The organism is Paenibacillus shenyangensis (genome assembly GCF_000346635.1).
Classification (GTDB): domain Bacteria; phylum Bacillota; class Bacilli; order Paenibacillales; family Paenibacillaceae; genus Saccharibacillus; species Saccharibacillus dauci.
In genome coordinates this window covers 237550-262075 of sequence record NZ_AOIG01000003.1, presented here as the reverse complement: position 1 = coordinate 262075, position 24526 = coordinate 237550, and the positions used below count along the sequence as shown (strand labels likewise).

General features: G+C 46.9%; 25 protein-coding genes. 13 read left to right on the top strand and 12 right to left on the bottom strand.

Going from position 1 to position 24526, the window contains the following annotated elements; translation table 11 throughout:
• The first annotated feature begins 6 nt into the window (after window positions 1-6).
• Window positions 7-759 (top strand): queuosine precursor transporter, encoded by a 753-nt coding sequence (locus tag H065_RS0102615; RefSeq protein WP_017811455.1) that lies wholly within the window; start codon window positions 7-9, stop codon window positions 757-759.
• A 108-nt stretch (window positions 760-867) separates the two neighbouring features.
• On the opposite strand, the gene H065_RS0102610 is transcribed toward H065_RS0102615, so the two are convergent.
• Window positions 868-1956, bottom strand: coding sequence for a M24 family metallopeptidase (locus H065_RS0102610; RefSeq protein ID WP_017811454.1), 1089 nt, complete (start codon window positions 1954-1956; stop codon window positions 868-870).
• A gap of 240 nt (window positions 1957-2196) precedes the next feature.
• Here H065_RS0102610 and H065_RS0102605 point away from each other — a divergent pair, with 240 nt between their 5' ends.
• Both H065_RS0102605 and H065_RS0102600 read left to right on the top strand, forming a co-directional pair.
• On the top strand, window positions 2197-2625 hold the full coding sequence (locus tag H065_RS0102605) for a hypothetical protein (RefSeq protein WP_017811453.1): 429 nt from the start codon (window positions 2197-2199) through the stop codon (window positions 2623-2625).
• Window positions 2626-2639: 14 nt separating this feature from the next.
• A complete protein-coding gene (locus tag H065_RS0102600; protein WP_017811452.1) occupies window positions 2640-3062 on the top strand; it encodes a VOC family protein in 423 nt (140 codons plus the stop codon).
• Window positions 3063-3179: 117 nt separating this feature from the next.
• Here H065_RS0102600 and H065_RS0102595 read toward each other — a convergent pair whose 3' ends face one another.
• Window positions 3180-3698: a DinB family protein gene (locus H065_RS0102595; RefSeq protein WP_017811451.1), complete on the bottom strand. Its 519-nt coding sequence runs from the start codon at window positions 3696-3698 to the stop codon at window positions 3180-3182.
• Between the two features lie 320 nt (window positions 3699-4018).
• Between H065_RS0102595 and H065_RS0102590 the strand changes: the two genes are divergently transcribed.
• From H065_RS0102590 to H065_RS0102580, 3 genes are read left to right on the top strand one after another with little or no spacing between them, the layout of a single operon-like run.
• A complete protein-coding gene (locus tag H065_RS0102590; protein ID WP_017811450.1) occupies window positions 4019-4999 on the top strand; it encodes a DUF4261 domain-containing protein in 981 nt (326 codons plus the stop codon).
• Between the two features lie 8 nt (window positions 5000-5007).
• A complete protein-coding gene (locus H065_RS0102585) occupies window positions 5008-5505 on the top strand; it encodes a hypothetical protein (protein ID WP_017811449.1) in 498 nt (165 codons plus the stop codon).
• 19 nt (window positions 5506-5524) lie between these two features.
• The gene (locus tag H065_RS0102580) at window positions 5525-5896 is read left to right on the top strand and encodes an immunity protein PIM1 family protein (RefSeq protein ID WP_017811448.1); all 372 of its coding nucleotides are present in this window, start codon (window positions 5525-5527) and stop codon (window positions 5894-5896) included.
• Between the two features lie 80 nt (window positions 5897-5976).
• On the opposite strand, the gene H065_RS0102575 is transcribed toward H065_RS0102580, so the two are convergent.
• Both H065_RS0102575 and H065_RS0102570 read right to left on the bottom strand, forming a co-directional pair.
• On the bottom strand, window positions 5977-6429 hold the full coding sequence (locus tag H065_RS0102575) for a threonine/serine exporter family protein (protein WP_269430591.1): 453 nt from the start codon (window positions 6427-6429) through the stop codon (window positions 5977-5979).
• A 13-nt stretch (window positions 6430-6442) separates the two neighbouring features.
• Window positions 6443-7165 carry a threonine/serine exporter family protein gene (locus H065_RS0102570; RefSeq protein WP_046225729.1) on the bottom strand — a complete coding sequence of 241 codons (723 nt, stop codon included), beginning with the start codon at window positions 7163-7165 and terminating at the stop codon, window positions 6443-6445.
• A 504-nt stretch (window positions 7166-7669) separates the two neighbouring features.
• Between H065_RS0102570 and H065_RS25020 the strand changes: the two genes are divergently transcribed.
• From H065_RS25020 to H065_RS0102555, 3 genes are all read left to right on the top strand, one after another.
• The gene (locus H065_RS25020; protein WP_017811445.1) at window positions 7670-8386 is read left to right on the top strand and encodes a DUF4241 domain-containing protein; all 717 of its coding nucleotides are present in this window, start codon (window positions 7670-7672) and stop codon (window positions 8384-8386) included.
• A gap of 173 nt (window positions 8387-8559) precedes the next feature.
• On the top strand, window positions 8560-8997 hold the full coding sequence (locus H065_RS0102560; RefSeq protein WP_017811444.1) for an HD domain-containing protein: 438 nt from the start codon (window positions 8560-8562) through the stop codon (window positions 8995-8997).
• Window positions 8998-9145: 148 nt separating this feature from the next.
• Window positions 9146-9823 carry a hypothetical protein gene (locus H065_RS0102555; RefSeq protein WP_017811443.1) on the top strand — a complete coding sequence of 226 codons (678 nt, stop codon included), beginning with the start codon at window positions 9146-9148 and terminating at the stop codon, window positions 9821-9823.
• 106 nt (window positions 9824-9929) lie between these two features.
• On the opposite strand, the gene H065_RS0102550 is transcribed toward H065_RS0102555, so the two are convergent.
• Complete coding sequence (locus H065_RS0102550; RefSeq protein ID WP_017811442.1) at window positions 9930-10916, bottom strand: Gfo/Idh/MocA family protein; 987 nt, start codon at window positions 10914-10916, stop codon at window positions 9930-9932.
• Window positions 10917-11235: 319 nt separating this feature from the next.
• Between H065_RS0102550 and H065_RS0102545 the strand changes: the two genes are divergently transcribed.
• The 3 genes from H065_RS0102545 to H065_RS26790 all read left to right on the top strand — a co-directional run bounded on the left by H065_RS0102545 (window position 11236) and on the right by H065_RS26790 (window position 15947).
• The gene (locus H065_RS0102545) at window positions 11236-14007 is read left to right on the top strand and encodes a PAS domain-containing hybrid sensor histidine kinase/response regulator (protein ID WP_017811441.1); all 2772 of its coding nucleotides are present in this window, start codon (window positions 11236-11238) and stop codon (window positions 14005-14007) included.
• Window positions 14008-14128: 121 nt separating this feature from the next.
• Window positions 14129-14773, top strand: a complete 645-nt coding sequence (locus H065_RS0102540; protein WP_017811440.1) for a cyclodeaminase/cyclohydrolase family protein — start codon at window positions 14129-14131, stop codon at window positions 14771-14773.
• Between the two features lie 121 nt (window positions 14774-14894).
• Window positions 14895-15947: a G5 and 3D domain-containing protein gene (locus tag H065_RS26790; RefSeq protein WP_017811439.1), complete on the top strand. Its 1053-nt coding sequence runs from the start codon at window positions 14895-14897 to the stop codon at window positions 15945-15947.
• Window positions 15948-16195: 248 nt separating this feature from the next.
• Here H065_RS26790 and speD read toward each other — a convergent pair whose 3' ends face one another.
• The 6 genes from speD to H065_RS0102500 all read right to left on the bottom strand — a co-directional run bounded on the left by speD (window position 16196) and on the right by H065_RS0102500 (window position 22458).
• Window positions 16196-17014: an adenosylmethionine decarboxylase gene (gene speD, locus H065_RS0102530; protein WP_017811438.1), complete on the bottom strand. Its 819-nt coding sequence runs from the start codon at window positions 17012-17014 to the stop codon at window positions 16196-16198.
• Between the two features lie 539 nt (window positions 17015-17553).
• Window positions 17554-17832, bottom strand: a complete 279-nt coding sequence (locus tag H065_RS25010; protein WP_017811436.1) for a SunI/YnzG family protein — start codon at window positions 17830-17832, stop codon at window positions 17554-17556.
• Between the two features lie 146 nt (window positions 17833-17978).
• Window positions 17979-19322 carry a sensor histidine kinase gene (locus tag H065_RS0102515; RefSeq protein ID WP_017811435.1) on the bottom strand — a complete coding sequence of 448 codons (1344 nt, stop codon included), beginning with the start codon at window positions 19320-19322 and terminating at the stop codon, window positions 17979-17981.
• Complete coding sequence (locus tag H065_RS0102510) at window positions 19319-20080, bottom strand: response regulator transcription factor (RefSeq protein ID WP_017811434.1); 762 nt, start codon at window positions 20078-20080, stop codon at window positions 19319-19321. Before H065_RS0102510 ends, H065_RS0102515 begins: the two co-directional genes overlap by 4 nt.
• Before the next feature lie 292 nt (window positions 20081-20372).
• On the bottom strand, window positions 20373-20942 hold the full coding sequence (locus tag H065_RS0102505; protein ID WP_017811433.1) for a hypothetical protein: 570 nt from the start codon (window positions 20940-20942) through the stop codon (window positions 20373-20375).
• A gap of 190 nt (window positions 20943-21132) precedes the next feature.
• Complete coding sequence (locus tag H065_RS0102500; RefSeq protein WP_017811432.1) at window positions 21133-22458, bottom strand: APC family permease; 1326 nt, start codon at window positions 22456-22458, stop codon at window positions 21133-21135.
• A gap of 122 nt (window positions 22459-22580) precedes the next feature.
• Between H065_RS0102500 and H065_RS0102495 the strand changes: the two genes are divergently transcribed.
• Window positions 22581-23495: a LysR family transcriptional regulator gene (locus tag H065_RS0102495; protein WP_017811431.1), complete on the top strand. Its 915-nt coding sequence runs from the start codon at window positions 22581-22583 to the stop codon at window positions 23493-23495.
• Window positions 23496-23665: 170 nt separating this feature from the next.
• Here the strand turns inward: H065_RS0102495 and H065_RS0102490 are convergent, their stop codons facing one another.
• Window positions 23666-24418 (bottom strand): SDR family oxidoreductase, encoded by a 753-nt coding sequence (locus tag H065_RS0102490; RefSeq protein WP_017811430.1) that lies wholly within the window; start codon window positions 24416-24418, stop codon window positions 23666-23668.
• Between the last annotated feature and the right edge of the window lie 108 nt (window positions 24419-24526).

Sequence of the window (24526 nt, the reverse complement as noted above, 5' to 3'; positions counted from 1 at the left end):
AGAGTAGTGCTCAACAATATAGAGTGGGGTATTTTGTTTGTTATTGTGAATTATGCGTTATTTACAATCTGTTATCGATTGTTTGGGATCAAGGGATTATACGGATGGATAGCAATCGCTGCTATTCTGGCGAATATCCAGGTCGTCAAAACGATCGAGCTGCTGGGAATTGTTACTACACTGGGTAACACGATGTATGTCAGTATGTATCTGGCAAGCGATCTGCTGAATGAACGATTTGGACCACGTGTAGCACGCAAAGCAGTCTGGTTCGGATTTTTCACTCTGATTGTAACGACGATTGTTATGCGGATGGCTATTCATTTTGATCCGGCAGTGGGAGTGGATGTCTCCCAGGAAGCGCTGGAATTGATTTTTGGTCCTCTGTCAACGCTGTTGATTGCCAGTCTGACGGCTTATCTGGTCAGTCAGTTCCTCGATGTTCGATTGTATAAATGGCTGCGCCGCCGTTTCCCGGCTCCGCATCAGCTGTGGATTCGCAATAACGGCAGTACAATGATCAGTTCGTTTATTGATACACTGATCTTTTGCAGTATTGCCTTTTTGGGGATGTATGAATGGTCGGTCTGGATCGAGATTTTCCTGACAACTTATATACTCAAATTCCTGCTTACTGCTGCAGGAACGCCTTTCCTTTATCTGGCGCGCAGTTTCAAGGTGCATGAAGAAGATCTTCCGCAGCTGATCCAGCCGGGACATCCTGCTGCCGAGCAAGAATTACCCTCATCGACTTCCTGATCCATAGATTCAAAATAAAAGACACATGATTGCATATCATCCATGCAGTCATGTGTCTTTTTTGGCTATGGTTATTCAGTGTATGATCCAGTATTCGTTCTGCACCAATTAGCCGATAACGGTTAATTCTTTGGGGAAAGAAGACAGTACATCGACACCGTCGGCGGTCACGATTACATCATCCTCGATCCGTACGCCGCAGTGTCCCGGTACATAGATACCCGGTTCTACCGTGAACAGTACGCCTTCTTCCAGCACATTCTCATTGCCACCATGAACCGAAGGGTATTCATGGGTATCCATACCAAGTCCGTGTCCAAGACGATGGATAAAGCGTGGGCCGTAGCCAGCTTCAGTAATCACATCACGTGCAGCCTTGTCGATTGAGGCAAAAGTAACCCCCGGACGTGTTGCACGAATCGCTGCTTCATTCGCCGCCAGTACCGTATTGTAAATGCGTCTGGCTTCCTCATCCACTTCGCCAATAGCAAAAGTACGTGTGATATCGGAAGCATAACCATTATAGAAAAGTCCAAGGTCAAACATAACCAGCTCGCCTGCTGCCAGTTTGCGTGTCCCCGGTACACCATGCGGTAGAGCGGTATTCGGTCCGGACAATACCATCGTGTCAAAAGCAGGCTTTTCTGCGCCCAGCTTTTTCATCTGGTATTCGAGCTCGGCAACCAATTCAATCTCGGTAATGCCGATTTTGACGCTGGAAAGACCGCGGCGCAGTACTTCTTCGATCTTCAGAATAGATTCTCTCATCCGCTGTACTTCTTCCGGTGACTTGCGTGAACGCATGCTGTTCAGCATATTGCCTACATCGATGTACGATGTAGCATTGAGTTCAGCAGACAGCTGTTCGAACCGTGCTACCGACAGATGTTCCTTTTCCAGACCAAGATTGCCTACATTGCCATTGATGCAGTGCTTAAGGCGAATATAGGGATTATCCGTATCCGTATGGGTCTCAATGCGTTCCACACTGGATACGCTGCGCGCCTTGTCTTCGTCCAGCGCAGGCAGCAGCATAAAAGCTTCCTCTCCATCGGGAATAAATAATCCCAGAAAACGTTCATGTGGATCGCTCGCAAAGCCGGTCAGGTAGTATACATGTTTGGGATCGGTAATTAGCAGGCTGTCTACGCCGGCTTCTCTCATTAATCCACGCAGGGTGGCGATTCTGTCATCCATAGGTGCAGCTCCTCGTCATTATGAAATAGTGTAAAAGTAGTATGAATCCTGTTATATCATTACCCGCAGCGGGTTCTATCACTCTTTCTATTGTAGCGGTTAATCCGGCTCAGGAAAAGCAGGTGACCGGATTCGCTTGACTGTGAGCAGAGAATGGAATCAGGATTGTGCTATAATAACCCCGGATGAAATAGAGCCGGCGCAAGTAGACAATACAGCCAGGTAAGAGGAGGAGCAAAGATGCGGCTAATTCCCGAAAAGGTCCCTTTCCGCATATCGACTACTGATCTTGAAGTGATATATACCGAATCAGGCGGTGCGGTCATTCGTCTGGATGTGCAGACGCTGGATGATACCATACATAATCATTATCGCGAAATTCAATTGAAATTCAGCACAGTCGCTGAACTGAGATGTATTACATTGAACTTGTTTGAACAGTATGCGGGCACTATTGATATATCGCTGCCGAAGGGAGAAGGGGTAACTTACTGGCAACAATATGGTTATCCTTTGGATTCAGGCTTGTATCAAGTCATTCCATCCACGATTCTGGAGGAAAAGGAAAAGCTTTTCGACCCTCACAGCAGACTGAATCTGCGCCATTATCTAATTGCAGGCTACGACAGTTACATAGAAATTATCGCTTCTGGCTATACCCAAACATAGGGAGGTTTTCACACATGAATCAGTCTATTGTTCATATTGCTCTGGTCGTTCACGATTATGATGAAGCTATCGAGTTTTATACACAAAAATTAAATTTTACGCTTATCGAAGATATTTACCAGCCTGAGCAGGACAAGCGCTGGGTGGTTGTCGCTCCTCCCGGCTCTACAGGCACAACGATCCTGCTGGCGCGTGCGTCCAAACCTGAACAAGAGCCTTTTATTGGTAATCAGGCAGGCGGACGGGTGTTTCTGTTTTTGAATACAGATGATTTCTGGAGAGATTATCATGCCATGCTAGCCCAAGGGATCCATTTTGTGCGAGAACCCAAAGAGCAAGATTACGGAATGGTTGCCGTCTTCGAGGACCTCTACGGCAATCTATGGGATTTACTGCAATTAAACGAAGATCACCCTATCGCCAGACGATTGGGATAATTGCAGAATGCCGATATCATGTATTCGCGAAGCAGTAGATTGTTCATATACGACAAACAGCCTACCTGTTGTGATATAAGGTGGGCTGTTTGCAGATTTGAAAATAAAGACAGTTGATCAATCGGCAGCAGTCAGCGCTGCATGGATTTCTTTCATTTGTTCCAGATGGCGCTGCTCGTGAAGACCGATAAATTCGTTCCATTCTTCAAGAGTCAAAGGACCAAATACCGGATGGTTCATCGTTTTATGATGGAGATCTTCACTGCTCGCAGTCTGGATAGTCTCTTCCAGACGAGTACGTGAGCGATCCAGGCGGGCGCGAAGTTCAGTGAGTGTCAAATGCTTATCTGCCGGTACCATGGCAGGTGGTGCAGGGATATGACGTGAACGATCTAGGGTCAGATGGAAAGACGGAGTAGCTGTCGCACCGGAGACCGGAGCCGGTGTTGGCTCATCTTGCTGAATAGTATGTGCCAGCCGATCGGTAATGGCCGTCTCCATTAGGTACAGATGCTCCATAACCTGGGCGATAGTCCATTGGTCAGGACGGGCATGTTCATTCAGGATCGGCTCATCCAGTGAACCGGCAAAATTCCATATTTGTTCGCGAACTTTGATTGTATTGGGATGCAGCATAAGTGTAGCCTCCTTTGATAAATAAACGCGTTAGTATGGATGGCGGTACATATATCCTATCGTTCAAAATGGTACAGCGTCAGGGAGAAATCCTGTATTGTATACAGGATATGGAGCAGCTGAAGCCCAAATAATAATCGTCCCTGATCTTACATACTTGTACAAGCTGATTTTGCCTGAAACATGGTCATTATACAATGATAAAAATCGCCATGTCATTATTTATCAGCTACAATAATTCAGAATAGCTATCAAGCGGGTAATAATAGGCTAGCTACTATAATGGAGAAGCAGATTAACCGATTGAAAGGGGTAAAAGGATGAGACCAACTAATTCGAACCAACCAGACCCGGAGGAACAGCAGCGTCTTGAACAGGATTATGGATATGCAGCCATTTATACGGCCAAGCTGTTATACAAGCAAAAACCGGTGATTGACCGTGAAGCTCTTTATGCCAAAATACAGGAATATGCTGGACCACTCAATACAGCCGAAGATCTGGAGGGTCAGGAAGAGACACTGGCTGTCTGGGAAGCCAGAGAATCCGTCAATGATAATGGGGAATCACAGGAGCAGCTGGAAGATCATTATCACTTCTTTCATCTAAATCATACGCTTGAATATCAAGAAGGACCGATGCCTGTCCAGACGGTATTGATGCCTTCAGTAAATGGTGTACATCCCGAAGAATATGAGACAGCGCTTCAGCAATCCTGGCATTGGCCGGAAGTTGCCGAGACACTGGCTGGCTGTTCTTACGAGATGATTCTTACTGATATGATGGCTCGGGGGATGCCGCATCAGCGCAGACTTCCGCTATTCAATCATGTGCTGCGCGCGATTCTGGAAGTGGTTCCTTGTGACGCGGTGTATTACAACGAAAGTGACAAGCTGGTGGATCCGCAGGCACTGCTTCAGGCATTCAGCCAGGGGCATGAATTGTATGGTGCGCTGAATATTCGTCTGTACAATATCCAATCGGATAATGGACGCCGGGAAATGGTCATGGACAGCCGCGGACTGGCTGCATTGGGCGTACCGGATGTGCAGTGTCATTTCTATGATATCGAGCCTGCAGAAGTGGCGCAGTTCCTGATGAATACAGCCGAGTATCTCTATCATCAGGGCGACATTATTGCAGACGGCGAGACGATCGGTATGCATGAGAATCAGCGCTGGAAAGTAGAACATCAGTATTCCCTGGTCGGACCGCGCCGGGTAGTACTGGACGTTGATCCAGGCGAAGCCTATTATGCAGGAATGCACGAATCCAATCGATCGTCCCGCAGTCAGGGATAGGCAGTATCATGGAATACTATAGATTGCGTTTTGAGGAAAGTGATGAGAATTATTACTTTGAAATTGACGACGACCGTACCGTATTGCGTCAGGTAATCGAGGATGAGGAGCGCTGGGTCGTTTCCAGCCGTCCGGATGAGGAACTTCATTTTTGCCTGTATGATCAGGACTTTGACCAGAGCATGGACGGGGCGGATGGTGAAGATATTTCACAGGAAGAATTTGAACAGGTATGGACGCAGGCTATGAAGCCTTATCGCAAAGACTGGAACAGCATCAAAGCCCATTATAAGCCGGGTGACAAAGTAACCGGAGTGGTAGAGGTAAGCTATCCACAGGGAATTATTCTGAGTCTACCCAATGATGCTTTTGGCATTGTAGCCGATGATGAATGTGCCCAGTTTGTTCCGGTAGAGCATCGCTATCCCGGACATATGCTCAAGACTGTGGTGATCGGCTTTGATGAAGTTAACGGTTGGGTGGAGCTGTCCTGTCGTCCAGACTGAGTTCAAAAGGGGGATGTATATGCAAGAAACAACGATTCATCATTTGCAGACCGTACTGCAAAACGGTTCGCTGCTGTCTCCGGATATGTGGGAGCAGCTTGATATTGAGCGGTATCTGGAATATCGGGACAGTGCAGATTTTGATACCGCATGGATTCAGGCTTATCAGCAGCTGCGTCGTGAAGGGCTGAAGCCAGCAGAAGAAGAGCGGGTACGGGAGTGGAGCCGTCAGGCTTTTGATCAGGTTATTCGGGCATCCGGCAGTAGTGAGCTGGCTACTTATGTCAGTGATGATATGGATATGGTCTTCTGCGCTTATCTGCTTGGACTGGATCACGAATTTATCCGGGAGCTGGCAGGCCACTATGAACAGGGTGAACTTCCGGTCTAATTATCAGGATGCAAGTACTTGTATATGGGGCCATATCCAATGATATATTACGTCTCAGACCAAATACGCCGTGCAGCCCCTTAACGGGCGGCACGGCGTATCATTTGATTGAACACTTCGGATAGTACAAGTCCCAACGCGATCGAACCGGAGATCATCGATGCCTGGGCAGCGAGCTCGGTTGCAGCCGTGTAATGATTTTCCACAAAGGATCGCATTGCATTATAAGCCAGTCCACCGGGAACCAGCGGAATGACTCCTGCTACACTAAAAATAATGACCGGTGTCTTGTAAATACGCGCAAATACCTGGCTGATTCCGCCTACAATAAAAGTAGCCATGAGGGTAGCTCCTACCGGATCAATATGCTTGTGCAGCATGACATAGACGATCCAGCCAAGCATGCCGGCTACACCGCACTGTAGCAGCGAACGCCTTGGCGCATTGAATATAATGCCAAAACCGGCGGTGGCGATAAAGCTGGTAATTAACTGAGCCAGCATAGTAGGCATAACTTCCTTTCCTGAATCTATCGATTTATCCCGATCAGACGAATGTCAAAATAATGGCGACTCCTGCTCCGATCGCAAAAGCCGTAAGCAGTGCATCGGCACCTTTGGAGATGCCCGAAACGAGATGGCCTGCCATCAGATCACGTATCGCATTGGTAATCAGCAGCCCTGGAACGAGCGGCATAACAGATCCGATAATAATTTTATCCAGTTCATTTCCCCAGCCATAGCCAATAAACAGGGAAGCCAGCAGCCCGATAATAAAGGCGGCACACAGCTCCGCAAAAAACTTCACCTGCACCCATTTGTGCAAATAAAGCATGGTGGTATATCCTGCCAGGCCTGCAACGAGAGAAGGGATAAAATCTCCCCAGCTGCCCTGAAACATAATAGTAAAACAACCACTGGAAATCGCTGCAGCCATCATTTTCATCCAGGATGAATATTCTGCAGGACCGGCTTCAATCACCTTGAGCAGTGGATAGGCTTCTGCAGGTGTCAGCTGTCCGCTGCTGATTTGCCGTGAAATAGCGTTTACCTGGGCGATCTTGTGCAGATCGGTTGTGCGTTCGGCGATCCGTGCGAGCCGCGCGCTCTCGGCGCCGGTGATCGAGAACATAATAGCAGTAGGCGTCACATAGCTGTGCGCACCCGGCAGCCCGTAGGAAGTGGCTATACGGGTCATTGTATCTTCCACGCGGTAGGTTTCCGCGCCGCTTTGCAGCATAATCTGACCGGCCAGCATACAGGTATCCATAATTTCATTGATCGCCCTGCTGAGGGTTGTCGGTTCTTCCAAACTCGTTCTCCATCCTCTCTCTTGATGACTCATCTATCACATTATGCGCGATACCGGAAAATCATTCAATAACTGTTATACCCACATCATGCAAAATATTCTTTCTTTCTTCTTTTGTCGGAAAAAGGAGATTTAGCGCACGAAATAAACATAATAGATAGCCTGTTGTCGATTTCCAAAAATGAACAATATATTTTTACGAATATGTCATAAAAAAATGTTCCTTCTGCGTTGTAGAAGGGTATAATGATACTTAATCTACTATAAAGCGAGTGGCGTCATCTCAAATCATACGTAAATATCCGACGTTATTATACGCGATAGTTGGAGCGGCATACTGCCTAATGTGGTAGCACGGAGACTGTGAACAATGATTTACAGTCGATGAATTGCTGTTATCTGCCTTGGTTACATGACATGTTGGCGTGGCATACTATCATACTGCTGAGGGAGGAAAGAAAGATGGACAAGGTTATGCATGAGAGTAAGGTACTGGAGGAAGTGTTCGGGGAAGGTGTTCACCTGGAACAGGTCAAATTCTGGAGAGGCCAGAGACGTAATCTTGCTTTTTATACCAAGTCTATCGGGGAGCTGCGCGTGACCACAGGCAAAATTGTGGCCGATGATCCATACAGCCTGATTGAATCTACCCCATTTGTGCAAGTGTTCCCCAAAGGATCTTTCCCTGTCGAGTTGTCAATTGCCCGCATTACCGATCCGGCTGTATACAAGGAAGGCCGGGAAGATATGGTGGATGAGCGTATTGCCTTCGTACGTGTAAGGTTCAGCGATGCTCCCGTAGCTCGCTGGGCAGGAGCAGAGCGCGAATTCAGCCCGGAAGCAGATCCGAATAATCTGTATGAACAAGCACGCTGGGGCTATGCCGTTGATTCCGGAACCGGCAGTCTGCTGGATGCACAAGCTTATCAATGGCTATCCGAACAACAGGAAATGGACAACCCCGAAGTCGCTCAGGAGCTGATGGATGCGTGGGAATCGGCAGCGATCGAATCATTCCGTCCTTCACGCAGCTGGCTGGTCACGGAGCTTGAGACTGGAGATAACATTGCTTTGTTCTCCAGCGGATTTGGCAATGGCGTATACCACAGTTATATCGGATACGCTGAGGATGGAAGTCCGGTACAGCTGGTCACCGACTTTAACGTATATCCGGATTGATCGTTTATGAGGATCGGTACTGGTTGCCGGTCTGTCCGAGCGCTGTTTACTAAGAAGAGACCAATCATATAGACTGTTTTTAGCCGGATGAGCTGATTCATCCGGCTAAAGCTGTGTAATAACTAAACAGGCAGAGTTTTTCGACTATTTAAATGTAAAGGATGTGAGTACTGATGAGTAATCTGGAAAGAGCTATTATTCTGGCCACCCGTGCGCATTCCGGACAGGTCGACCGTTCGGGTCAACCGTATATTCTGCATCCGCTGCGTGTGATGCTCAAAGTGAGTTCCGAAGAAGCACGTATCGTTGCTGTACTGCATGATGTACTGGAGGACACAGATGTTACTGCTCATGATCTGGCGGCCGAAGGATTCTCCGAAGAAATCGTAGAAGCTGTTCAGGCGATGAGCCGTCATGAAGATGAATCCTATGAAGACTTTGTTCTCCGTGCCAAGCAGAATTCCTTGGCCCGTACCGTGAAAATGGCGGATATCGAAGACAATATGGATCCTTCACGCAATGTAGAGCCTTCCGAAAAGGATATGGAACGCCTTAGTAAATACGGTAAAGCACTAGATGAGCTGATGACCGAGACAGAAAGCGCACGTTAAAGGAAAGAGAATTGCTTGAATAAAAGCAATTCTCTTTTTTATTTTCAAAAAAATCCCAATATGTATTGGAATACTATTCATTAATATACTTTATATCCGATATTAATAAGGTGGCTTATTAACTACATATCAAAAGGGGATATGAGAAATGAAATTGAAGATTAGTATGATTGCATTATTTACAGTAGTGATGTTAACTGCTTGTGGACAAGAAAAGCAAGCAGCAACAACGCAGCCTGCAGCCAGTACGGAGACAGCAGCAACGACAACAGAAAGTACAACGACAACTACGGAAGCAGAAGAACAGCCAGCAGTAGAGCAAGCTGCAGAAACAGCACCAGTAACAGCACCTGAGCAAAATACGTTTGCTGATGCGATGGTAAATCTCGTTCCTTATATGACAGAGAATCAGGGAGAGATGTCTCAGCAGACGTACGATTATATTACTGCACATCCTAATCAGTTCCCTGCTACAACAACTGCAGATAAACAGGAAGTCAAAAATGCCGTAGACTCCTCGGTCACTTCGCGTCATATGTTCAAAAATGTAGCTCCTTATCTGGATAAGATGGTTACCGTCAGCGGTAATGTAGTGGAAGTATCCGAAGAAGAAACAGAAATGGGAACAGTCGCGTTTGTTCATCTTACGGATGAATACGATAACTCTGTAACTGGAGTATACCTGGGCTCTACAGGAGATTTGCTGGATGGTGACGATGTTACGGTCAGAGGCGTACCGGTTACTACCTATTCATTTGAAAATGTGGGCGGAGGAACAACGAATGCAGTTATGCTGGCGCTGTCCACTGTGCAAAAAGAAAAGTAATTACTATTCATAAATCATAAATGCAATTAAAAAAGGAAGGCTACCCGCTGAGGTGTAGTCTTCCTTTTGCATTCTGTAAAAAGAATAATGGACGCTGATTGGTTATTCATTTGCGGTCAGCCGGATAGACAAGTCCCAACTGCTTACGGGCTTCTTCCATAATCTCGGCTGTAATCAGGGAATGTTCCCATGAATTGATACTGGATTCCTGCCGACCTTCAGCGATAAGATCAAGGAATTCACGAATCTCGTAATACATTGGTGGTTCGTACTGGGTCACATGCAGCTCTTCTGTATAACCGCCGCGATATGTCATTACGATCTGGTTGGGTTCGCTGATCTTGTCGATCCGGATACTGCCCAACTCGCCCTGAATCTCGGATGGAAGGGAAGAATCGGTGATTTTGGAATACATCACTACTGCGTCCATATCATCATAAGAGACGACAATACTGCCTTCACCATCGACGCCTGATTCCAGCATAACGCCGGTTGCTTTGACCGTGTTGGGACGGCCGAATAAGGCGACCAGTGGATAGATACAATAGACGCCAAGATCCATCAATGCACCGTTGGAGAATTCAGGTTTGAAGGCATTCTGGATATTGCCTTCCTTATAGGCATCATAACGGGAAGAATACTGACAATAGTTGGAGAAATAGCGACGAACCTGTCCCAGTTTGGGCAGACTGTTACGCAGTGCGGTAAAGTTCGGCATCATCGTCGACTTCATCGCTTCCATCAGGACTACCTTGTTCCGTCGTGCTGCATCAATAATCGCCTGTGTCTCTGCAACATTGGAAGCCAGCGGTTTCTCGCAGAGCACATGCTTGCCATGATCCATACAGAGTACAGCCTGCTCTGCGTGCAAAGAGTTGGGACTGGCGATATAGACGGCATCGACCTGCCCACTGCCAAGCATCTCCTCCAGATCCGTGAACAGATGATGGATTGCATGTTTGCGACCGAACTGCTGAGCGCGTTCCGGTGTGCGCGAATACAGTGCAGTCAGTTCAAAATCGTCATTGCGTTTAGCGGCTTCAATAAATCGTTCTGTAATAAAGTTAGTACCAATAATACCAAAGCGGACCATACCATCGTCCTTTCTATAAATGTAATCAATATATAATCTTGTCCAATCTGTTCCATTCATCATGGCGTACCGTCTAATTATACCCGACTTGAAGGGAACCTGACAAAGTGTTCTTCGTAATTGCGTGGGTTTTATAGATACGGCGATTCAGAACATCTGTAAAAGCAATGCGTCCTGTTGACAAATGTGGTGTAAATAAGGAATAAAAGCTGGTTTTTTGCCCTTATTCCAATTATTATTGGATGTAATCTGCACGTTAACTATTTCATTTCGTTTTGAGACCAATAGATGGAGTCACACTACAGGGAGAGAGGCATTTTTGAAACAGAATCATACAGAATTATTGCTGCAGCTGATTTCAGAAAGTGTTTTGCAGGATTCATTATTTACCAATTCACCGGATGGTATGCTGATTCTGGATCATGTCGGTATGCTGGTTCGTGCGAATCCTGCTATTCGGCATATGACCGGTTATCACTTTGAAGAGCTGTATCTTTTTACAGAGAGTCATCTGCAGTCCTGTCGCACCATTCAGCCGCTGCAGACTTCAATCACTCAGGCCTTGTCAGGCACAGCTTCAACGATAGAACTGGAAGCACTTCACAAAGATCGCTCCAAAATCTGGATGCAAATGACATTTACTCCGATTCAGCATACGGGAGAGATGATAGGCATCTATGTGATTTGCCGGGATATTACTGCGCAAAAAAAGATGGAACAGCAGATCCGGCAGAGTGAAAAAGATTTCCGGCTGATTTCCGAGCATTCCCTTGATTTTATTTCCAGACATATGGCCGATAGCAGCGCAACCTATCTGTATGCTTCACCTGCCTGCAAGACGATACTCGGTTATGAACCGGAAGACATGATTGGCAACAGTGCATATGACTTTTTCCATCCCGATGATATCCATGTCGTGATCCGTTATCTGGAGCAGATTCTGCATACAGAAAGATCGTATACCGTCTCTTACCGCATCCGTGCCAAAGAAGGTCATTACGTGTGGATCGAGAGTACAGGCCGCTATAGCTACAATGAGCAAACAGGTGAAATTGAAGAAATTATAGCGGTATCTCGTGATATCACCGATCGCAAAAAATCCGAGCGTCGGCTCAAGGAAAGCGAACAGCGTTACAAATCGCTGTTCGAGTACAATCCGGCGAGTGTATATTCGTTTGATCTGGAAGGGAATTATACATCGAGTAATGAAAATCTGGCGCTTCTGCTGGATTATCCACTCGAGCAGATCATGGAGATGTCCTTTCATAACATTATCGTACCGGAAAAAGTGGAAGATACGAATCGGCATTTTGAAGCTGCGCGTAGTGGTATTCCGCAGAATTACGAGACAACCGTAGTACACAGCAGCGGCAAAGTTATCGATATCAGTGTGATTAACGTACCGATTATCGTCGATTCCGAGATTGTGGGTGTCTACGGAATAGCCAATGATGTAACCGAACGCAAAGAATATATTCGTAAACTGGAAAAGCTGGATTATGAACATGAGCTGATCCTCAGCTCTGTCTCGGAAGGCATATTTGGACTCAACAAAGAAGGCAAAGTCATGTTCACTAACCCGGCGACCCTGTCCATGCTGGGATTCTCCCAGAACGAATTCAATGGACATTACAGTCACCATATTATCAACCCGTCTGCACCAGGTGGAGTACCGTACTCCCCGGAAGAGTGCCCGATTTGTGCAACGATTCGGGATGGTATTCCTCGTTCCATCAAAGAAGGGATCTTCTGGAAAAAGAATGGTTCCAGCTGTCTCGTGGAATATAACGTGAATCCGATTATTGATAAAGATCAGATTCAGGGCGCCGTCATTGTATTCCGCGATATTACCAATGAGCGCGAAGTACTCCGTCAAAAAGAACTGGCTGAACAGGCAGCTTCGGCCAAATCCGACTTTTTGGCCATGATGAGCCATGAGATTCGTACACCCATGAATGGTGTACTTGGAATGACCAATCTGCTGCTGGATACCGAGCTGACAGAGACCCAGCAGGATTATGCCGAGATTATACGCAGTAGCGGGACGTCGCTGATGCGGATTCTGAATGATGTTCTGGATTTCAGCAAAATTGAAGCAGGAAAATTCTCACTCGAACCCGAAGAGTTTGAACTGGAGGCGCTGGTTGAACATGTTGCCGAACTCTTCACCCCTAGCGCCATGGAGAAAAAGCTTGATCTGTCGTGGTACGTAGCACCTGGACTGCCGCGCAGAGTGGTGGCTGATCCCGATCGGCTCCGCCAGATTCTGAGTAATCTGGTCGGCAATGCCATCAAGTTTACGGATAAAGGAACGATTGGTATTATTGTGGATAAACTCTATGAAGACAGCGACAAAAAGCAGTTGATGCTGGAATTCATCGTAGAAGATACAGGTGTAGGAGTAGCAGAAGACAAGAAAAATCTGTTGTTCCAATCCTTTTCCCAGCTGCATCCGGCATTAAACCGTAAATACGGAGGAACCGGGCTGGGTCTGTCCATATGCAAAAAGCTGATTGAGCTAATGGGTGGCACGATTCAGGTCGAGAGCCGCGAAAATGTAGGTTCCATTTTCCGCTTTATCCTGCCCTGCAGCTGGCTGGGTGCAGAACATTCCAACGAAGTGGAAGCAGAACAGACGTCGGATCTAGATCTGGAATGGATCAGTCATGATCAGGTAGATGTATCCGATCTGTCTATCCTGATCGCTGAAGATCATCCGGTGAATCAGCAATTGATGGAAGATATTATTCGCAAATTTGGCTGCCGGGTAGATACTGTCAGTAATGGGGTAGAAGCTTATGCCGCTATTGTACGACATCATTACGATCTGGTGTTCATGGATATACAGATGCCCATGATGGATGGTATCGCGGTCTCCAATCTGATTCAGCAGCTGCTGCCACTGGAAGCCAGACCATCGATTGTAGCTGTGACGGCCAATGTAGGCAGTGATATTCAGGCAGCATGTCTGCGCAGCGGTATGATTGATTTTATTATCAAGCCGATTCATCCATCCGAGATTCACAGAGTACTGGTAGAGCAGCAGAATAGACAGCAAGCTCCAACTGCACAAAATGATCATATGCACTAATAAAGCAGGTATACCACCTAATGCGCCTGTCGCTGGTTTTTGAGAGGAAAGATGTTCTATTCGGGGAAAACGGGTAAGTAACATACAGAAAGACCAGGCAGTGATTATGGGAGGGATCGGGATGAATACAGTATCATGGGATGAGCCTCTACGCAGAATTATGGAACAGCTTGCCAGATCGGAGCCTACCCCGGGAGGCGGCAGTGTATCCTCGATTGTCGCAGCACTTGGTGCAGCGATGACTTCGATGACAGCCAACTTTTCACAGGGAGAAGGATATGAACAGATTGAACAGCATGTCGCTCAGGCACTGCAGGATATGGAGTACATATCTTCTGCTTGCGAATGGTTGATGGCCAAGGATATCGAAGCGTTTGGCCAGTATATCGAAGCCCTGCGGATGCCGCATCGTACGCCTGAACAGCAGGAGCAGCGCCAGGAGACTGTATATGATACGAAAATTCAGGCGATCGATACTCCTTTGCAGTTGATGGAGTGTTGTCTATACGGGCTGTATAGTGCAGCTCCGTTGATTGAAGTATGCAATCATACTGTGTTATCCGATATCGGAATTGGCATTATCTTGTTTGAAGCGGCTGCACGGGCCTCGATGCTGACGGTGCAGATTAATCTGGTTACCCTGCAAAATGCAGAGCAACGAGCAATTTATGAACAGCAATGTACGGAACTGATGGACAAGGTCAATGAACGACGGATGGTGTTGTTGGAACAAGTGCAATCCCGGATTCTGGCACGTGTTATCTAATCGGTTGGCAAATGTTCTTTTTGCAGCTATACTATAGAAAATAAATGATTCGGAACTGGAAGCACCAGACTCCTCACTATGGGGATTCTGGTGCTTTTTTGTTGTGGAAGGAGTTAGTATCATGCATTATCGTTACCCTCTGCTAAAGCCAATATTGCTGTGTACCGGTGCTCTATTTCTGATAGCGGTGATGGGGCTATATATTTATTTCGGTACGGGACAGCAGGAGAAGTCTCTGGAAATGTCTGTAGTCTCGGTGCTTGCGGATGGGAATACTTACAGTATTCGTACCCATGGAGATACAGTCGGTGATGTCCTTCGTCAGCAGCATATCGAGCTGGCAGCGGATGATTTGCTGCAGCCGCAGGCAGATACACCGCTGCATAACCGGATGACGATCCGTATTACGAGGGTCGCACATCAGAAGACTGCTGCACTGCAATCTGTTCCTTATGAAACGGTATATTATCAGGATGCCAGTTTGGATCAAGGACAGCAGCAGATAATCCAGACAGGCCAAAATGGTACAATCCGAATCATCGGGTTGGCAGGTAGGAATGATGGAATGACCGTATCCGAGCGGATAATTGACCAGCAGATGATACAACCATACACTGCGCAGGTTATTGCTATAGGAACCAGATTACCTGCGAAGAACAAACCAATTATACCGATGCAGACAGATACTCCAGCGAATCCAGCGGATCAAGTGGATCAAGTAGATCAAGCGAATCCAGTGGAACAAGAGCGCAGCCGTTCGGATCGATCGGAATCTTCCGTATCGACAGTCCATCTGCAGGCTTTGTCAGGTGAAGGGAATTATCCAGTCAACCCGGTAAAATCGTATCGATACGAGCTGGCAGCTGAACTGACAGCATATACAGCCGGTGTAGAAAGTACAGGCAAGCAGCCGGGAGATAGCGGATATGGTGTAACAGCTTCCGGAGCCATGGTGAAGGAAGGACAGACTGTATCGGTCGATCCAACAGTGATCCCTATGGGTTGGTGGATGTATATCGAGGGCGTAGGCTACCGTAAGGCAGAAGATACGGGCAGTGCTATCAAAGGAAGCAAAATAGACATTTATATGGACAAGCTGGATGCAGCGCGTTCATTTGGACGAAAATCAGGTATCAAGGTGTATGTGATTGGACCCGACAAGCCTGATGTATAAAATTCTATAAAGCTGTTGGATCAGCGAATAACAGGATAGTAACCAAAGCTTCTTTATAAAGTGGTTATCCTATTAGGAACACGTCAAAATGGACACCGCTTGAAGTTGGTGTCCATGAGGGGAAAGTAATGAAGTCTCTGTGTCCATCAGGAGCACAGAGACTTTGCACTGGAACAAGGTAGAGAAGAATTGTGCTTCACGATAATCTTCGTGATTTTGCACATCAGTCAATATAGGCTGATGCCTTCTTACTCGTCCTTATCATCCATATTTTTGGCGTAATAGATCTCATCCATTTCGCGGGTTAATCGCTTGGTGATTTGTTCCTGTTCTTCTTGGGACAAGGATTCTTTGGTATAGCCAAACAGATAGTTATCCAGATCGAATTTTTTGAGTTTACATTTGGTATGGAAAATATTTTCCTGGTATACGTTCACATCAATCATGTGATACATATCCTGTACTTCATCCGGAATGAAGTTCTGAATGGAGCTGATATCATGATCGATAAACAGCTTGTGACCTTCTATATCACGCGTAAAGCCGCGTACCCGGTAATCCATCGTCATAATATCGGTGTCAAAGGAATGGATCATAAAGTTCAATGCTTTGAGCGGGGAAATCTCACCACACGTCGATACATCAATATCCGCACGGAAAGTACTGATACCTTCATCAGGGTGATACTCAGGATACGTATGAACGGTGATATGACTCTTGTCCAGATGCATCAGCACATGTTCCGGCAGTGGACCGGGAGATTCTTCAAATGAAGCATTCGGAGCTGTCTCGACCGGTCCTTCGGAGATCAGCATTGTTACGCTGGCACCCTGAGGTACATAATCCTGCTTGGCTACATTCAGTACGTGAGCTCCGATAATATCCGATACGTTGGTCAGAATTTTGCTCAGACGATCGGCATTGTACTGCTCGTCAATATATTCCAGATAAGCTTCCCGCTCCTCTTTGGTACGGGTATAGCAGATATCGTACATATTGAAGCTGAGTGATTTGGTCAGGTTATTAAAGTTGTGAAGTTGGATACGTTCTTGCTTGGTTAACCCCATATTTGGTTACCCCCTGTTGTCAATGAGTGTGGGTGTATGGATATCGTTGATGTCGTAGATGAGAGGTATGGATTGGATGTACAGCCATCAACTTAGCCAGTCAGCATAACTGAATATGTGCCCCGGTTGAAACACTGTTAATTTACCCAATCTACTCATTCAAAAACAGAAGTTGGTTCTGCCGCATCTTCCCGGGAAGATTCTGAAGCTTCGAGGGAGTCTGTTGATCGCATACGCAACCATAATAACAGATGACGTACAGGATATCCATAGCAGGTCAGTGATCTTCTATGTACTTGGCTTATGCTGCGGCAGCGAAACAACAGGGCATATCCATACGCTTTTATTCAGCATCACTTGCCCCTAGCGGCAGAAGAATCTGATGAAATGGCGATTCAGCCCGTAAGCAGACAGGCGGCTGCGTCAGTTTCAAACTGATCATAACCGTCTGTCTGCCGGACTGAAAAGAAATCATAAAACGGATTATAAAACAGATCGGGAATAATAATGAAATAGAACGATCAGACTGCATCTACTATTCAAATCGGTGTTCTCCAACTGCCGATACCGGATTGAGACTTGTTCATGGCTGAAATCGACTTGTCATTTACGATAAGAAGCGTATCCGGCGACGTCTTAACAATAACTCGTTCCCGGGTACCGTAGGGGCATTTGATCAATGCTGGATGGTCATCGGGAATAAAAACATCAGGATCAATAGCGACATGGACGGCCTCACCGAGAGGGATCTCAATCTTGGACTGCTGCCAACCAATGACCAACTGTTCTTCATCACGGGCAACTCGGATACCAGACATCGTAATTCCTCCTTTTCCATGTAATAGAGACACTGTATAAACATATAGAGGCTATCTAATCAATGAATGACACCAAATGTCCAAGCAATGATCATACAGCCTCTATACCATTAGATTACCCAATCCTACCGTGGTGTCAAGCAACTTTATACCGTAGAAGCGTGGTCTGTTCGATAATGGATCAGCGTGAAGCGAGCCCCTCCCATTGGCGAAGTAGCGTATCCCAATTCGGCATTCAGCCGGGAAGCAATCTGACTGCTGATCGCCAGCCCCAGACCGGTCACTCCGTTGGTTCCGGCATAATACCGCTGGAAAATATGCTCCTGTTCTTCGGCTGCAATCCCTGGACCGTCATCATCTACATGAATCATCCAGTCTATCTGCTGCTGCTCCGGTTGTTCCAGAGCAAGCATGACATGCCCGGCGGTATGACGGACCGCATTTTGCAGCAGATTCAACAGCACCTGAAATAGCTGCTCTGCCGCGATATCGACAGTTAACGATTCTCCTTGTACCTGCAGCTCGATCTGCTGCTGCTGGGCGCCTGGCTGCAGCAGATATGCGGCTTCTTCAAGCATGCTGCGCAGATCAACCTGGGTAACCGGCCATTCTTCATTAACGCTCTCCAGTCGGGACAGCTGCAGCAATTTACTCACCATATCGATCAGGCGCTGGGACTGGGTAGAGATAATATGAAGTCCTTGCTCTGTCGGAAGTACCTGATCCTGTATAGCATACACATATCCCTGGATAGACATCAGCGGAGTCTTCAATTCATGGGATATATTCTGCAGAAATTCCAGTTGGTGCCGATGATGAAGCTGCAGCCGATCAGCCATCAGTTGAAAAGTGCTGATTAGTTCACCGATCTCGGTATGATCTGCCTGCAAAAAGGGCTCTTTGGTCATGCGATGGGGCTCATAGGTGCTTACCGCTTCTTTTAACCGGTTCAGCGGTTGTACCATACGCCACACTGCAAACAAACCGATCAGCAAAATAACAATAAAACTGGCGGCTATCGACAGCAGTGTGGTGCGCAGGAGTGGAATATACAGTGCCCGCAGGGAAGAAAGAGGTGAATACAGAATCACTCGAAAAGGCTGATGCATCAGCCGGGCTTCACTGTACAGTACCTTGGTGTTATGCAGCTGCATAATGCCTTCCCGATTAGCCGAAAAACCATTCATTTGAGTACCTACTTCATCGGCATTACTGGAAGCTACCACTTTATTCTGCGTATCCAGCACAAAATAATCGGCATAAAAGAGTGTATCTTTGATAAAAAAGCGGAAGCTGTCGCTATCCAGACTATCGATGTCATTGGTATTGAGAATATGAACGGCTTTGATCGTCTGTTCATTAAGCTGATGCTTGACCTGATTCAGCAGCAAATCATCAATCAACCGGATAAATAACAGCACGGTAATCGCGACAGTCACCAGCATGCCTGCGCACAATGCCAGCAGCATTTTGCTGCGGATCGTTTTCATGATTCATGTACAGCTGCTTTGTAGCCGAATCCCCATACTGTATCGATTGTGAGCGTGGAATGATGCTGTACCAGCTTTTTGCGGATTCGTTTGACCAGATCATCAACAACACGCACTTCACCGAAAAAGTCATAGTTCCATACTTGCTGGATTAACTGTTCTCGGCTAAACGGACGCTGCAGATGATTGGCAAGAAACAGCAGCAGTTCAAATTCTCGTGCTGTCAGGGATAATTCATGTCCCTGTACCGTGACCTGCCGGAATTCTTCGAAAATCTGCAAATTGCCGGCATGAATAGAAGTAGAAGCCTGCTGAGGCGCAAATTGATCTGAACGACTGCCAGCGTCCACATGTTCCGAAGAAGAGAGAACGGCTGCTTCAGCAGCCAGTTTGCTGCTCTGAATGAGCCGTAGCATACTTTTGACCCGTGCAACCAGCTCCCGGGGGTTGAATGGCTTGCTTAGAAAGTCATTACAGCCCAGTTCAAGTCCATTCAGCCGATCGACTTCTTCTCCCCGTGCCGAGATCATAATAATAGGAATCTCGCTAAACGTACGCAGTTCGGTCAACAGGGTAAGTCCATCGATGCCAGGCATCATAATGTCCAGAATCAGACAATCCGGCTGAAGGGCACGTACATGCTCGAGCAGTTCCCGGCCGTGTGCGAACGAAGATACTTCATATTGTTCTTTTATTAAATAACTGCTAATTAGCTGGAGGATGTAAGGATCATCATCCACAACAAATATACGGGTCATACCAAGCCCACCTTTACAAATAAATAAACCAATGATGCAGAGCCACTACTATGTAAATGTTAATGTAACAGATGAACAGAATACATTTCAAAGTTAGCAGATTTTCCCTGATTATAGACCGTATTTGATGCCAAAAAGACGGAAACTCTTCAAGAGAGCATTCCGTCTTTTTGCAGCGGGTTATTAGTTAACATACAGACATCCATTGAGAACCGATTATGAACATTGAGAATCAATCATGAACCATGGAGAGTAAGTGTGTGAGCGTGACGCAATTGGATTGCGATTGTTTTTATTTATGTGCTGCTGGTTGAGTAGTTGTTTTGTGTGCAGCTGCAGAACCGGTTGTTTTGGAAACAGGTGCTTTGTGGGTTACTGGTGCTGCTTTTTGTGTTTTGTGAGTCAGATGTGTAGCTTGTTTAGCTTTATGGGCTGCTGTTTTGTGAGTAGTGCGTGCTTTGTGAGCCGCTTGTTTAGCGTGATGAGCAGCCATTTTGTGAGTTGTTCTTGCTTTATGGGCAACATGTTTGGCTTTGTGGGCTGCTTTTTTGTGTACTCTTACTTTGTGAGCTGCCGATTTACCAGCTTTCGTTTTGTGTGTTTTAGTAGCATGAGTTGCTTTTTTCGCTGTGGAATGAGCAGCTTTTTTGGAAGATGGTGCTTTCTTGGTTACTGGTGCTTTGTGACTGGAAGTTTTGGAAGTTACCGGCGCTTTTACAGCTGCTGCTGGTTTTGCGGATTCTACTTTTTTGGCAGGTGTTGCTGGAGTAGCGACAGGGGTAGCGGCGAATACGCTGCTTGCTCCTCCCAGGACAGTTACGGCTGTTAACAATGCTGCTGCGTTTTTGGACCATTTTTTCATTACAGTCACCTCATTAGTAAGATATAAGCAATCGGTCGTGTGAAGCGAAGGAGCAGGCGCTTGGATGAAGATACGATACTGTATCCGTGCCCGTCTGCCTCACTTCAAATGGCTGGCTGCTGATTTAAGTTCATCTTACCAGTGGATTATGTGAGAACCGTGGGAAAGATGTGTGAAAAGTATATGAAAATCAATCGCATGGCGGAACAGCTATTGAGTGCCTGCGCATAATGAGCAGAAAAGCTGCAGCGATCATGCAAGGATACAGAATCGCCCAGCCGGAAAAAGGAAAAATCACAGCTGTTGAGATAAACGATATCCAACTGATAATTACGCCCAAGCGATATCCACGTAGTAGCCGTATACCTGCTGCACAGCCTGCCAGATAAGTGAGAATGAATGCAGCATTGGGCAGCTGGATCAGCACGGATAACGACAGAATATGAGTACTGTACAGCAGCAGTATGATAACAAAGCATACAGCCAGGAAAAGTAGCCCGCCTGAAGGTGTCTGATACCGACTGGACAATCTGCTCATCCACCGCGGAGCATAACCTTGCCGTGACATGGCATATGCTACCCGGGAAGCAGCTCCTACATACGCGATAATAGTAGCTGTACAGATAAATAATCCGGTTACACCTGCCAGTACGGCGCCCCATGAACCGAGTGTCTGGCTGATCATCCATACCAGGGATGTGTCCGATCCTCCATGCAGATAGCTCTGTGTACCGACAGCTGCCAGAGCCGTCAGAAAGTACAGAATGCCTACCACGATAGCTGCAATTGTAATCCCCCGGACTGCCGCCTGCCGGGGATCACGGAATTCTTCCGACATATGGGACACAGCTTCCCAGCCGATAAAGCACCAGAACAGCATCGCTGCCGCTTGACCGACAGGCAGCCAGCCATGCGGCAGGAACGGGGTGAAATGTACCTGCTGCATATGCGGCATCGCCGCAGCAATAGCAAAAACAAGTACAGCTATAATAGAAAGGACAACCGCAATCTGAAGACGTCCTGCTAGCTGCATACCGATCCAGTTGGTTACTAGTCCGACAGCAAGGATCAGTGCAGCCAGTCCAATCCGCACCGTATCGCTCCAGCCCATCGCGGCTGTCATATAGCCAGCTCCTGTCAGTGCAGCAACTGGCGCACCAATCGGCACCGACATCAGGAAAAACCACCCTGCCAGTGCCCCGGCCCGTGGGCCAAAAGCCAGCGTGACAAAATGCGAGACTCCTCCTGCGTTAGGGAAACGAGCAGATAGAAGTCCCATTGACAAAGCCATAGGTAAAATCAGCAGTGTCATAAATCCCCAAGCGAGCAGTGAAGCAGGACCAGCTATCTCGGCAGCCAGCCCCGGAGCAATCAGTATACCGGAACCAATTACTGCACCAATATAAAGTGCCACTGCCTGAGACAGACCAATAGTAGGACGAAGCTGATGCTTGGGTTCTACGGTATGTTGGGCAGAAGATGAATGAGGCGATGTATGATCAGGTAGAGATGACATATAAGTTCCTGCTTTCCTTGTTATTTTCTACAGAGTAGCAGATAATAGTTCCATCGGAAAAATAGAATATTCAAATAACATCCATCGGTATAATCGATAGATGATAAAAAAGGAGCGGAAATATGGAGTCCAGGCACTTATTTACTTTTCTGACGGTGGTAGAGACCGGGAGCTTTACACGTGCAGCACAGAAGCTTGATTATGCTCAATCCAGCATTACTGCACAGATTCAGACCTTGGAGCAGGAATTAAATACGCCCTTATTTGACCGGATCAACAAAAAGATCCTGCTGACCGATGCAGGACGAAGACTGCTGCCCTATGCCCAGGACATTGCCCGGATGCATGATATGGCAAAGGAGATTGTCCGTTCTTCGGATGAACCAGGCGGAACACTGAATATTGGTGCACCGGAGTCGCTGGCTGCTTCACGACTACCAGGCATTATTCGCGAATTTCGTAATCGTTATCCGAATGTACGCATAATTCTCAGACCGGGTAATTGTCTGGAGCTCAAGGAGATGGTACGCCGGGGGGAATTGGATATTGTATTTACCCTGCTGCCCGAAGAACAACAACAGGATCTGCATATGGAGATGCTGGTAGAAGAGCGAATGACCCTGATCGCGCCTGTGGAGCATCCGCTTGTTCAGAAGCAGACCGTGCAGCCGGAAGATCTGCGGCAGGAGACGATTCTGCATACGGAGACAGGCTGTCTGTATCGTGCGCTGTTCGAGCAGCATCTGAATCGACATGGCATATTTACAGATCCGAGTCTGGAATTCTGGAGTATTGAAGCGATCAAGCAGTGTGTAATGGCAGGTCTGGGATTGAGCTTTTTGCCGCTGATGACTGTCCGCAGTGAACTCGAGGAGGGCAAGCTGGCTGCACTCGCCTGGAATGACGAGAATCAGCGTGTCTGTACACAAATGGTCTATCATCTCAAAAAGTGGCAGTCGCCATCCTTTACAGCTTTTGTGGAATTGGCACGTGCCCATGCTATCGGGTGGCGTGAAGAACTTACTGCTATCAGATAAGAAGCATAGGCGGATGAAAAACAGCAACAAATGATATGCCAAGATAACTGCAAAAATAGACAGACAAGAAGCAGGAACAACGGAAAAAAGCATATACACTGAAAAGAAAATACATTAAAAAAAGCTGCTATCTCGTAGATAGCAGCTTGTAGTCGATACAGGTTAGTGGATTAACGGGCAAATCCGCCTTCCGAATGTATAATCTGTCCGGTAATCCACTGCGCTTCCTCACTGGCCAGAAAAGCAATAATCCGTGCTGCATCGTCCGGTGTGCCGATACGCCCCATCGGAAATTGCGGCAACAGAAAGCTTCGGATATCGTCTGTCATCCATGTCGAGTCAGTGGGACCCGGGTTCACAGCATTGACGGTAATATGCAGTGGCGCAAGCTCACGTGACAAAGATCGGGTAAAAGCCGAAATAGCGCCTTTGGTTGCTGCATAGGCCAACTCTCCAGGCATCGCAGCCAAATCCTGACCGGACGTCATATTGATAATTCTGCCCCATGTTAGATCGGACTGCTCCAGACCGCGGGCAAACTCTGTACAGAGCAGGAATGTGGAGCGCATATTCACGGCATAATGATTATCCAGTGTCTGCGCGTTCAGGGTCATGTAATTATCATTGGTTGAATACGCTGCATTATTGATTAGAACGGTAGGAGTTCCCAGTGTGCGCCGTATCTCCTCATAGACTTGGCCTGCTGCATCAGTAGCGGATAGATCGATGCAGTAGGGGCTGCAGCGTACGCCTATTTCGGTGATCTCCTGTTCCAATGTAGGCGGCCAGCCTTCGTCTGCCTGCCAGTAGGTAAAAAAGATATCCATTCCTTGCGCAGCCAGTTTACGGCAGATCGCTGTGCCCATATCTCTCGGGCTGCTTGCTCCTGTCACGAGGGCGATCGGTCTATTGGTTTCATGCATTATATAGTCCTCCTTTATTTAAAAGCACGATCCAAAGCCATGATGGATAAACATCATTTCCATATGTATCCTAAAATTCATATTAAATCCTAATGAGGTAGAAAACAA

Coding starts and splice junctions, on each gene's coding strand:
- H065_RS0102610 (WP_017811454.1), bottom strand. CDS start 1,956: ATGGATGACAGAATCGCCACCCTGCGTGGATTAATGAGAGAAGCCGGC.
- H065_RS0102605 (WP_017811453.1), top strand. CDS start 2,197: ATGCGGCTAATTCCCGAAAAGGTCCCTTTCCGCATATCGACTACTGAT.
- H065_RS0102600 (WP_017811452.1), top strand. CDS start 2,640: ATGAATCAGTCTATTGTTCATATTGCTCTGGTCGTTCACGATTATGAT.
- H065_RS0102595 (WP_017811451.1), bottom strand. CDS start 3,698: ATGCTGCATCCCAATACAATCAAAGTTCGCGAACAAATATGGAATTTT.
- H065_RS0102590 (WP_017811450.1), top strand. CDS start 4,019: ATGAGACCAACTAATTCGAACCAACCAGACCCGGAGGAACAGCAGCGT.
- H065_RS0102585 (WP_017811449.1), top strand. CDS start 5,008: ATGGAATACTATAGATTGCGTTTTGAGGAAAGTGATGAGAATTATTAC.
- H065_RS0102580 (WP_017811448.1), top strand. CDS start 5,525: ATGCAAGAAACAACGATTCATCATTTGCAGACCGTACTGCAAAACGGT.
- H065_RS0102570 (WP_046225729.1), bottom strand. CDS start 7,165: ATGGATACCTGTATGCTGGCCGGTCAGATTATGCTGCAAAGCGGCGCG.
- H065_RS25020 (WP_017811445.1), top strand. CDS start 7,670: ATGGACAAGGTTATGCATGAGAGTAAGGTACTGGAGGAAGTGTTCGGG.
- H065_RS0102560 (WP_017811444.1), top strand. CDS start 8,560: ATGAGTAATCTGGAAAGAGCTATTATTCTGGCCACCCGTGCGCATTCC.
- H065_RS0102555 (WP_017811443.1), top strand. CDS start 9,146: ATGAAATTGAAGATTAGTATGATTGCATTATTTACAGTAGTGATGTTA.
- H065_RS0102550 (WP_017811442.1), bottom strand. CDS start 10,916: ATGGTCCGCTTTGGTATTATTGGTACTAACTTTATTACAGAACGATTT.
- H065_RS0102540 (WP_017811440.1), top strand. CDS start 14,129: ATGAATACAGTATCATGGGATGAGCCTCTACGCAGAATTATGGAACAG.
- H065_RS26790 (WP_017811439.1), top strand. CDS start 14,895: ATGCATTATCGTTACCCTCTGCTAAAGCCAATATTGCTGTGTACCGGT.
- speD (WP_017811438.1), bottom strand. CDS start 17,014: ATGGGGTTAACCAAGCAAGAACGTATCCAACTTCACAACTTTAATAAC.
- H065_RS25010 (WP_017811436.1), bottom strand. CDS start 17,832: ATGTCTGGTATCCGAGTTGCCCGTGATGAAGAACAGTTGGTCATTGGT.
- H065_RS0102515 (WP_017811435.1), bottom strand. CDS start 19,322: ATGAAAACGATCCGCAGCAAAATGCTGCTGGCATTGTGCGCAGGCATG.
- H065_RS0102510 (WP_017811434.1), bottom strand. CDS start 20,080: ATGACCCGTATATTTGTTGTGGATGATGATCCTTACATCCTCCAGCTA.
- H065_RS0102505 (WP_017811433.1), bottom strand. CDS start 20,942: ATGAAAAAATGGTCCAAAAACGCAGCAGCATTGTTAACAGCCGTAACT.
- H065_RS0102500 (WP_017811432.1), bottom strand. CDS start 22,458: ATGTCATCTCTACCTGATCATACATCGCCTCATTCATCTTCTGCCCAA.
- H065_RS0102495 (WP_017811431.1), top strand. CDS start 22,581: ATGGAGTCCAGGCACTTATTTACTTTTCTGACGGTGGTAGAGACCGGG.
- H065_RS0102490 (WP_017811430.1), bottom strand. CDS start 24,418: ATGCATGAAACCAATAGACCGATCGCCCTCGTGACAGGAGCAAGCAGC.